General features: G+C 66.0%; 10 protein-coding genes. 5 read left to right on the forward strand and 5 right to left on the reverse strand.

What is annotated here, in order from left to right:
• Nucleotides 1–387, reverse strand: a 387-nt coding sequence (locus tag WAN02_RS00625) for a hypothetical protein (RefSeq protein ID WP_422261836.1), incomplete at its 3' end; no start/stop codon positions are given.
• Nucleotides 388–541: 154 nt separating this feature from the next.
• Between WAN02_RS00625 and eccD the strand changes: the two genes are divergently transcribed.
• Nucleotides 542–1,972 (forward strand): type VII secretion integral membrane protein EccD, encoded by a 1,431-nt coding sequence (gene eccD / locus WAN02_RS00630; protein ID WP_422261838.1) that lies wholly within the window; start codon nucleotides 542–544, stop codon nucleotides 1,970–1,972.
• Between the two features lie 29 nt (nucleotides 1,973–2,001).
• Nucleotides 2,002–3,357 carry a type VII secretion-associated serine protease mycosin gene (mycP, locus tag WAN02_RS00635; RefSeq protein ID WP_422261840.1) on the forward strand — a complete coding sequence of 452 codons (1,356 nt, stop codon included), beginning with the start codon at nucleotides 2,002–2,004 and terminating at the stop codon, nucleotides 3,355–3,357.
• On the opposite strand, the gene eccB is transcribed toward mycP, so the two are convergent.
• A complete protein-coding gene (gene eccB, locus WAN02_RS00640; RefSeq protein WP_422261842.1) occupies nucleotides 3,304–4,716 on the reverse strand; it encodes a type VII secretion protein EccB in 1,413 nt (470 codons plus the stop codon). The genes mycP and eccB overlap by 54 nt on opposite strands.
• A gap of 195 nt (nucleotides 4,717–4,911) precedes the next feature.
• Between eccB and WAN02_RS00645 the strand changes: the two genes are divergently transcribed.
• From WAN02_RS00645 to WAN02_RS00655, 3 genes are all read left to right on the forward strand, one after another.
• Complete coding sequence (locus WAN02_RS00645) at nucleotides 4,912–5,733, forward strand: cutinase family protein (protein ID WP_422261852.1); 822 nt, start codon at nucleotides 4,912–4,914, stop codon at nucleotides 5,731–5,733.
• 49 nt (nucleotides 5,734–5,782) lie between these two features.
• Nucleotides 5,783–6,463 carry a cutinase family protein gene (locus WAN02_RS00650; RefSeq protein ID WP_422261844.1) on the forward strand — a complete coding sequence of 227 codons (681 nt, stop codon included), beginning with the start codon at nucleotides 5,783–5,785 and terminating at the stop codon, nucleotides 6,461–6,463.
• Nucleotides 6,464–6,532: 69 nt separating this feature from the next.
• Entirely contained in the window at nucleotides 6,533–7,198 is a 666-nt protein-coding gene (locus WAN02_RS00655; protein ID WP_422261846.1) for a cutinase family protein, read from the forward strand.
• A 1-nt stretch (nucleotide 7,199) separates the two neighbouring features.
• Here WAN02_RS00655 and truA read toward each other — a convergent pair whose 3' ends face one another.
• From truA to WAN02_RS00670, 3 genes are all read right to left on the reverse strand, one after another.
• Nucleotides 7,200–8,078, reverse strand: a complete 879-nt coding sequence (gene truA, locus WAN02_RS00660) for a tRNA pseudouridine(38-40) synthase TruA (protein ID WP_422261847.1) — start codon at nucleotides 8,076–8,078, stop codon at nucleotides 7,200–7,202.
• A gap of 4 nt (nucleotides 8,079–8,082) precedes the next feature.
• On the reverse strand, nucleotides 8,083–8,595 hold the full coding sequence (rplQ, locus tag WAN02_RS00665; RefSeq protein ID WP_422261848.1) for a 50S ribosomal protein L17: 513 nt from the start codon (nucleotides 8,593–8,595) through the stop codon (nucleotides 8,083–8,085).
• A 59-nt stretch (nucleotides 8,596–8,654) separates the two neighbouring features.
• Nucleotides 8,655–9,305, reverse strand: a 651-nt coding sequence (locus WAN02_RS00670; protein ID WP_422261850.1) for a DNA-directed RNA polymerase subunit alpha, incomplete at its 5' end; no start/stop codon positions are given.

Raw genomic sequence — 9,305 nt, forward strand, 5'->3', positions numbered from 1 at the left:
ATGCTGTGCCGTAGCTGTATTGACGACTTCGGTGCGCACGTCGGACAGGTAACCCAGATAATCTGCGCGCTCGGCATTAGCCGCGCCGCGGCGCCGATCCGCGTTGGAAACGACGGTGGTCACCGTCGACACGAGCATCATCAACGGAAAAATCAAGAACGCCGGATTTCGCGCTACCGCCGATCGAGAGTAGTAAGCCACCGCCATCGCCCCGACCGTCGCGATCGCCGTGACGATCGGTAGAAACCGGACCACTGGACTCAGCTGCGCCTGCCGGGCTACTTCTTGTGGTGCGGCGACGACGATGTCGGTGGTGTCGTACGGCGGCCGAGGCAATCGTTCGGTCGGCACGTGCTCCGCAGTTGCACCGCTCTCGAACGACCGCATCCCGCCCTCCCAACATCCGGCCCGCAACCGCTTCGCCGCCGGATGCGTTTGGCACGGTAGGCACGGTGGAAATCAGCGGCAAGTCGCCTGTGGATCAACGCATGGGCAGCAGCGGCATCCCGGCTAGCGTCTGTATTGGCGAACGGAGGTCGATGTGCACCACGCATTGCCAGTACCCACCCAAAATGGCGGATCACACCCGGGCGGCGGAGGAGTACGTCGGCTATCGATTGATGCCGGACCCGCTCGAGTCGATCTGGTGTTGTCCGCAGCAACGCCTATCGGATTGCTGATTCCACCGATCGTCGACATCCTGAGTCGCAGTAGCGGATTTCGCCCCGGGCCGCTCGCTGTTCACTATCAGCTCTCGCTTCCGGGCAACAACGCGCTGAACCCGTCGAATACGCTGGCCCAATTAGGGATTCGAGATGGCGCCGCGTTGCTTCTGACAAGCTCGCGGACTGAATTGATGGCCCCGCGTTTCGACGACGAAGCGGAAGCGGTGTCCGCGTCGGTGTCGGCGATGGAGTCGTGCTGGACTCGGCGAAGGGCTCAGCTGGTGGGCTCGCTGGCCACCACGTGGCTGGCTGGCGTAGCCGCAACAGTGCTGACCCGAGCCGTGTTCCACGCAAACGACGACCATCGTGCCGGTCGCGTCGGCGTTGCCGCAACGATCGCACTGTTGTCTCTGCTGGCGGCCGCTATTGCGTATCGCGTTGCCCGCGAACGGTCCATAGGACTGACATGGGGCACGCTGGCCACGGGCTTTGCCGCGCTGGCAGGCCTATTTGTCGTACCCGGTGGGCCGGGCGCTCCGAATGCGCTGTTTGCGGCAGCGGCTGCCGCGACGTGTGCAGCGGCCATGCGCGTGATATCCAGCTACGCAGTAGCATTCACCGCGTTGCTGACGTTTGCGGCGATCGGCGCGACCGCGGCCATGGTAGCCACGACCACCGCTATTCCGCTGCAGGCTATCGGCGCAGCGTTCACGGCCATATCGTTGGCGTTTGTCGAAGCATCCGCGCCGCTGTCGGTCACACTTGCGCGATTGTCCCCATCAACAGTCGAACCCACCGTAGATGAGCAGTCCTCCAGTCCACATCTCGTGAATGCCAGAGCAATCCGTGCCCATGCCTGGCTTACCAGCTTGACCGCCGCCTTCTCGGCCTCGACAGCATTGGGGGCGATGGGCGCAGCACTGGGATCATTCCGGACCGGCGAGCCACGATTTCCCGGCCTCCTGTTCGCCACCGTTGCCGGCGGCGTCCTGCTACTGCGGTCTCGCGCACACCGGGACCTTGCGAGATCCGTGCCGCTCATCGTCTGTGGAATCGCCACCGTCAGCACTGTTCTCGTGGTTACTGCTGTCGCATACCCGCAATATTCAGCCCATGTCGCCGCGCTGTCATTGATGCTGGGCGCCGTCGCAGTGTGTCTGGCTTCAGTCCGCGACACGACGACGGTCTCTCCGATCGGGCGGCGAAGTATCGAACTGCTCGAGCACCTCGCATTGGCCGTTGTTGTCCCGCTGGCCGTTTGGCTCTGCGGGCTGTATGGCGTAACACGTAGCTTGAACCTGTCGTGATAACAGCGCGATGGCGCGCCTGCCATTGCATGGTGGTTGCCGTAGTCGTGGCTATGCCACAATGTGCCATCTCGCCCGCACGAGCGGTATCGCCGCCGCCAATCGACAACAGTCGACTCCCCCCGCCGGCGCCGCCAGGTCCGCCGCAACCGACCGTGCAGCGCGAGATCTGCGCGGTGCCCTCGATGACAAGCGACGCCACCCCACCCAACGATGTCACCCAACTCGCCGGGCTTGACCTGCAGCAGGTTTGGCGGCTGACCCGCGGCTCGGGCCAGCGAATCGCCGTCATCGACACAGGGGTAGCAACGCACCCGCGGCTGTCTCGCCTGGTGGCCGGCGGTGATTACGTGTTCACCGGCGACGGCACCCAGGATTGCGACGGCCACGGTACGGCAGTAGCCGGGATCATCGCCGCCACACCGGATCCCAATCACACGGATGACTTCAGCGGCGTCGCCCCCGAAGCTGACGTGATCAGCATCAGGCAGTCCAGCACGAAGTTCGGCCCCGCTGCTGACCCGTCCGCCGCGGGTTTCGGGGATGTCGACACCATGGCGCGAGCGGTGCGTACTGCCGCTGACCTCGGCGCTTCGGTCATCAATATCTCCTCGGTCGCATGCGCCCGTGTCGGGTCAGCGCTCGACGACCGCGCACTCGGTGCGGCGCTGGCCTACGCCGTCGACGTCAAGGACACACTTGTCGTGGTCGCTGCGGGGAATATCGGCGCCGGGCAGTGCCCCGCTCAGCAAGCCGATGCGACGAAGGACTCAGCGACGGTCGTCGTGAGCCCTGCCTGGTACGACGACTATGTGCTGACCGTGGGCTCGCTGAACGTCCGCGGCGAACCGTCTGCATTCACTATGGCTGGGCCGTGGGTGGATGTCGCTGCACCTGGCGAAGGGGTAATATCACTGAGCGCAACGGGTGCTGGATTGGCTAACGCCGTTGACGGACAACAGGGTTCGACTCCGCTGTCGGGTACCAGTTACGCCACGCCGGTGGTGACTGGCGTGGCGGCGCTGATCCGCTCCCGATTCCCGACGTGGACGGCTCGTCAGGTGATGCAACGCATCAAGGCCACCGCGCATCATCCGCCCGGCGGTTGGGATCCGCTGGTCGGCGCGGGCTTGGTGGACGTCCTTGCCGCGGTCAGCACCGACACTCCGACCGCACCACCCGCTCCACCAGCCCGGACATCGGCGCCGATCCTTGAGCCTTCCCGTGTCGCCCCTCCGGACCACCGCGCCCGGAACGCGGCGTTCAACGGGGCAGCGATCTGCGGTTGCTTGTTGGCCGTGATGCTGGCGCTCGGCGGAATGTGGAGGCGCCTACGACGAACCCAGGTCCGATCGGTTGGCAGCCGGAACATCCTGCGCGACTGAGGCATTGGCCCTGCTCAGTTCCGGCCCGGCGGGCAACTTGGCCAACACTGGCCAGGGTGCAGCGATCAGAGCGTCGGGCATTCCGAGGTCATGTGCCGCGTCGTCGTCGTGGACGGCGTATCGAACACCGTTGTCGGAGATGAAATATCGCGTACCTGCGCGAACATTGCCGCCAGACAGGCCGGTCGCGCGGACATACGCACTACGCCCTGGTGGGAGATAGACGGCGTCGACGGCTGGACCCTCTCCGTCCGCCTGCGCCAAAGATGCCGGTCCCTGGTCGTCCGAGAGGGGTAGTCCCCCAATCGAAAATGAGACGTCGACATCGCCCGACGCCGCATAAGTCCACCCCGCGCAGAGCGTCCCATCATCGGAAGGGGGCGGATTCTTCGCCTGGTCGGGGAACCCGGACACTGGTAGCCGTGTCACCGCCGGAGCGTTGCGGATCACGTCAGGCGCGACGGAGATCACGGTCCGGGTGCCCTGCGGATTAGTGAATCGCACGAGATCGGCGGCAAGTTGTCCAACACGCTGAACGCCGTCGGTAAGAACGACGTAGAACTCGTCGCCGCCTGTTCGCGTCACCCGCAGCACGCTGCCGACCGGAAAGCCCGGAAGCGAACTCGAGCCACCGGCATCAGGAATTCGCGGCGCGGTCAAAGGCGACGCCTCCGGGATGACATTCAGCAGTGCGGTCGACACCGTTCTTGGGACTTGACCCTCAGGGCCGAGCGCGCGCTCGACCGCGGCGTCAGCAAGATTCACCACAGATCGGCGACCGTCATAGAGGAGATAGGTCGATCCTCCGGACGACGGCCGCACGAGCAACGTCTGATCGCGGGCAAGATGATGGGACTGCGGGCCTTCACCGCGGCCAACCACAACCGTCGTACCGTCGTGGCTGTCGCAGACCGTCCACCGCAGTTCGTCGTGACCGAGCGGCGTGCCCAAGAACTGCGGGGCGCCGGGGATACCCAGCAGCGGACCCCTTCTGGCGCGACTGAGCGCCGTCGCGACTGTCGGCTGCGGGTCGGCGTTTGTCTTCGCGATCAACCTGGCCGAAGCCAGGTTGAGCACGGGATGCAGGGTCTCGCCCAGCCGAACGTAGAGGGCCCCCGACTGCTTCTCCATCACGATCGGCGCCGTCGACAATCCTGGTTGCGGACGCAGAAGGGCCAGCACCACGCAACCGGCCAGCAGAAAGACGGCCAACGCCAGCCCGGCCATCAGCGACTGTGCAGGCGCGCGCATTGACTCGTTCACTGAGCTGAGGTCCCTGCCCAGCAGCGCGCACTCGGTGCGGCGCCGCATAAATCGGTGCCCGCTGATGTGCAGCCTCGTGGTCGGTTGGTATGCCATCCCGCACGACGATATGTGCTGGTCACGCCGTGGGCCCTCGGCGATCCACAGCCAAACCCCCAAAACCGTGGATATGACCCAGCGCCCGAAAATCCGTAGAATCGCCTGGTGAGCATTAGCCGCAAGACCCGTTTCGCATCCCGTCGTGCCTGGTCAAGCCGCTTTCGCTGGGTTGGCCTGGGCGCCGCCGCCGTCCTGGCGGCAGCCGTTCTGACGGTCGCACCCAGCGCCATTTCACCCAGCGCCATTCAGAGCGCGGTGCCGTCGGCGAAGGCCGACAACTGCCCGGATATCGCGGTGACCTTCGCCCGCGGTACCGACGAGCCGAACGGCTTGGGACTCGTCGGCCAGGCCCTCGTCGACAGCCTGCGCCAGAACACCGGCAAGAACATCGACGCCTACCCGGTCAACTACCGGGCCACCCTGCTGCAGCTGCACGGCAACGACGGCGCCAAGGACGCGATCAAGCACATCAAGGAGGTGGCCGAAAAATGCCCGGCCACCCCGCAGGTGCTCGGCGGGTACTCCCAGGGCGCGTCGGTGGTCGACATCGTCACCGGAACGCATATCGGCGGCGTCGGCTGGGGTGATTCGCTGCCGCCGCAGTACGCCAGCCACGTCATCGCGGTGACCACGTTCGGCAACCCGGCCGACCGCAGTGGTGGAACGATCGCGGCTCAGAGCGCGATGTTCGGCGCCAAGGCCGTCGACTACTGCAACCCCGAAGACCCGATCTGCCACGCTGGCCAGGGCAACGAGTGGAAGGGCCACACCGACGGTTACGTGCCGGTCTACACCAGCCAGGCCGCCAGCTTCGTGGCCACCCGGCTGCTGTCGATACTCCCCCCGACCAGTCCAGAGGGGCCGATGGGCGTTCCACCTGGCTCCGGTTATCTGGGTGTCCCGCCCGGACCTGGTCAGGGCCCGCTGCCTGGTCAGGGGCCGCTGCCTGGCCCCGACCCCAACCCCCCGAGTCCGACCGTGGTCAGCCAGACCCAGCCCGCGGTATTTCACTGACGTGTAACTGATTGCGCTGATCTTGCGACGGCGCACTACTGTCGTGTTCATGAAGCCGCGCTCGGTAGCCCTCGCGTCACGATCGATTCGGGGCGCATGCGTCGCCGCCATCCTCGCCGCAGGTTTGATGCTTGCGCCCGCGACGCTGATCCCGACGGCTTCGGCCTCGTGCTCGGACGTCGAGGTGGTGTTCGCACGTGGGCGAACGGAGTCGCCCGGCGCCGGCGTCGTCGGCAACAACTTTGTCAGCGCGCTGCGGTCCAGGGTCAACCGGAACGTCAGCCTGTACGCGGTGCGCTATCCCGCCGACACCGAGATCGACATCGGCGCCAACGACATGAGCGCGCACGTTCAGAACACAATCAACGGCTGCCCGAACACCCGCATCGTGCTCGGCGGCTACTCGCTGGGCGCGGCGGTCACCGACGTCGTGGTGGCGGCCCCCATCGCGGCATTCGGCTTCACCAATCCGCTGCCGCCGGGCTCAGACCAGCACATCGCGGCGGTCGCGTTGTTCGGCAACGGCACCCAGTGGGTCGGGCCGATCACCAATTTCAACCCGGTCTACGCCGACCGGACCATCGACTTGTGCCACGGCACGGACCCGATCTGCAACCCGGCCGACCCGCACACCTGGCAGGAGAACTGGCCGCAGCACTCCGGCAACCTCTATATCAGCGACGGCATGGTCAATCAGGCCGCTGACTTCGTCGCCGGCAAACTGGCCTAGCCACATTCGCTGAGCTAACGCACAGGTCAGTATCAGCGGGCGATTAGTTTTACCCGCTAATTTTTGCTCATGCGACTCGGTCCGATCCTGACGGCTGCGGGGTTGCTCGCCATGGGTCTGCTGGCTGCCCCGGCGCTGATACCGCTCGCGACGACGACCATCGCGAAGGCGTCGGCGGCCTGCCCGGACGCCGAAGTCGACTTTGCCCGCGGCCGTGAAGAAGCCCCCGGCGTCGGCGCGGTCGGCCAGGCCTTCATCAACTCGCTGCAGAAGAAGCGTCCGCAGATGACGATCGGCGCCTACGGGGTCAACTACCCCGCCGATGTCAGCGTCACCAAAGGCTCGAACGACATGAGCGCCCACGTGCAGTCGATGGCGAGAAGCTGCCCGAACACCAAGCTGGTGCTCGGCGGCTACTCGCTGGGCGCCGCCGCGGCCGACGTCGTCATCGCCATGAACCAGCCGGGTTTCGGCTACACCGATCCCCTACCGCCGCCAATGGATCAGCACGTCGCCGCGGTCGCGCTGTTCGGCAACGCCACCCAACGAGTGGTCGGCGACATCCCCGGTCCGAGCCCGGCCTTCGCCGGCAAGATCGTCGACCTGTGTGCTCCGGGCGACCCGATCTGCACCGGCGGCGTCCAGGATCTGCACTGGCACTCACACCTGCAGCCGTCCTACATCGACTCGGGCTTGGTGGATCAGGCCGCCGGCTTCGTCGCCGGCAAGCTGTAGATCAGTCCCGCGTACGCAAATCGCGGGTGATCAGCGTGCGCGCCTGCAGTTCACTGTCGGGCGGGTAGTCCACTCCCACCAGCGTCAAACCCCGCGCCGGCGCGGCGGCGTAATCGCTGGAGCGGCGGGTGTCGGTCAGCAGATCGGCACACCAGTCGGCGGTCCGCCGATGCTCGCCGACCGCCAGCAGCGCGCCGACCAGCGATCGCACCATCGACCAGCAGAACGCGTCGGCGGTGACGTGCGCGGTGATCAGATCACCGTCCCGCTCCCAGTCGAACCGCTGCAGGTCGCGAATCGTGGTGGCCCCTTCGCGGTGACGGCAGAACGCAGCGAAGTCGTTCAGCCCTAAAAGGCTTCGTGAGGCTGCAGCCATCGCGTCGACGTCCAGCGCCCGCGGCCACGCCGTGACGTACCGGGCCTCACTCGGCTCCACGCCATAGTCGGCGGTGGTGAGCCGATAGACGTAGTGGCGTCGTAGTGCCGAGAACCGCGAGTCGAAACCGGCTGGCGCACGGACAATCTGGCGGACCCGAACGTCGGTGGGCAGCAGTCGGCCCAGCCGCCGGACCAGCGGCTGAAATTCGGGCTGATTCGGCCGCGACGAGCGCGGATAGGCCTGGGACAGCTCGTCGACCGGAACGTCGACATGGGCGACCTGACCGGTGGCATGCACACCGGTGTCGGTGCGACCGGCAGCCCACAGCCGCAGCTGACGGCGAAACACTGTCGATAGCGAATCCTCCAGAACACCTGCGACGGTCCGCTGGCCCGACTGTGTCGCCCACCCGGCGAAATCCGTGCCGTCGTACGCGATATCGAGCCTAAGACGAACGCACCCGCCATCGGAGTCGATGGCGGGCACGTCGTTCAACGGCAAATCGTCAGGACTCGTCAGCGTCCTCGGCCTCGGCTTTCGCCTCGGCGGCCTCCGGCTCAGCAGCCGCCGGCTCAGCAGCCGCCGGCTGAGGGGCAGAAGCCTTGGCGGCGGGCTTGGAAGCACCCACCCGACGCGCGCGATCAGCTTCGGAGGTCACCGTCTTCTCCTGCACCAGCTCGATGACCGCCATCGGCGCGTTGTCGCCCTTGCGGTTCTCGACCTTGATGATCCGGGTGTAGCCGCCGTTGCGGTCGGAGAAAAACGGCCCGATCTCGGCGAACAGGCTGTGCACCACGTCCTTGTCGCGGATCTTCTTGAGCACCTCACGCCGGTTGTGCAGCGTGCCCTTCTTGGCGTGGGTGATCAGCTTCTCCGCGTAGGGCCGCAATGCCCGAGCCTTGGTTTCGGTTGTCTTGATCCGACCGTGCTCGAACAGCGCCGTCGCCAGGTTGGCCAGGATCGCCTTCTGGTGCGAAGACGACCCGCCGAGGCGAGGACCCTTGGTGGGCTTGGGCATTGCGACTTCTCCTAAATGGGGCCGGCCCCCGTATCAGGTAGGACCGGGACGGAATTTTGTTAGAGCTGTTCGGTTTCGGCGTAGTCCGCGTCGTCGTAGTTGCCTTCGGCGGACCAGGTGCCGGTGGCGACGTCATAGCCGGCGACCTCGGACGGGTCGAAGCTGGCCGGGCTGTCCTTGAGCGACAGACCCAACTGGTGCAGCTTGACCTTCACCTCGTCGATGGACTTCTGACCGAAGTTGCGGATGTCGAGCAGATCGGACTCGGTGCGCGACACCAGTTCTCCGACGGTGTGCACGCCCTCACGCTTGAGGCAGTTGTACGAGCGCACGGTCAGATCCAGGTCGTCGATCGGCAGCGCGAACGACGCGATGTGGTCGGCCTCGGCCGGCGACGGCCCGATCTCGATGCCCTCGGCCTCGACGTTGAGTTCACGTGCCAGACCGAACAATTCGACCAGCGTCTTACCCGCCGACGCCAGCGCGTCGCGGGGGCCGATCGAGCTCTTGGTCTCGACGTCGAGGATCAGCTTGTCGAAGTCGGTGCGCTGCTCGACACGGGTCGCGTCCACCTTGTAGGTCACCTTGAGCACCGGCGAGTAGATGGAATCGACTGGGATACGGCCGATCTCAGCACCGGATGCCTTGTTCTGCACGGCCGGGACGTAACCACGGCCGCGCTCGACGACGAGCTCGATCTCGAGCTTGCC

Origin of the sequence: Mycobacterium sp., from assembly GCF_049281135.1 — a bacterium.
Lineage (GTDB): Bacteria > Actinomycetota > Actinomycetes > Mycobacteriales > Mycobacteriaceae > Mycobacterium.

Excerpts from the sequence above, each read along its gene's own strand:
- mycP (WP_422261840.1), top strand. The coding sequence starts at position 2,002 with ATGGTGGTTGCCGTAGTCGTGGCTATGCCACAATGTGCCATCTCGCCC.
- WAN02_RS00650 (WP_422261844.1), top strand. The coding sequence starts at position 5,783 with ATGAAGCCGCGCTCGGTAGCCCTCGCGTCACGATCGATTCGGGGCGCA.
- rplQ (WP_422261848.1), bottom strand. The coding sequence starts at position 8,595 with ATGCCCAAGCCCACCAAGGGTCCTCGCCTCGGCGGGTCGTCTTCGCAC.
- WAN02_RS00655 (WP_422261846.1), top strand. The coding sequence starts at position 6,533 with ATGCGACTCGGTCCGATCCTGACGGCTGCGGGGTTGCTCGCCATGGGT.
- eccB (WP_422261842.1), bottom strand. The coding sequence starts at position 4,716 with ATGGCATACCAACCGACCACGAGGCTGCACATCAGCGGGCACCGATTT.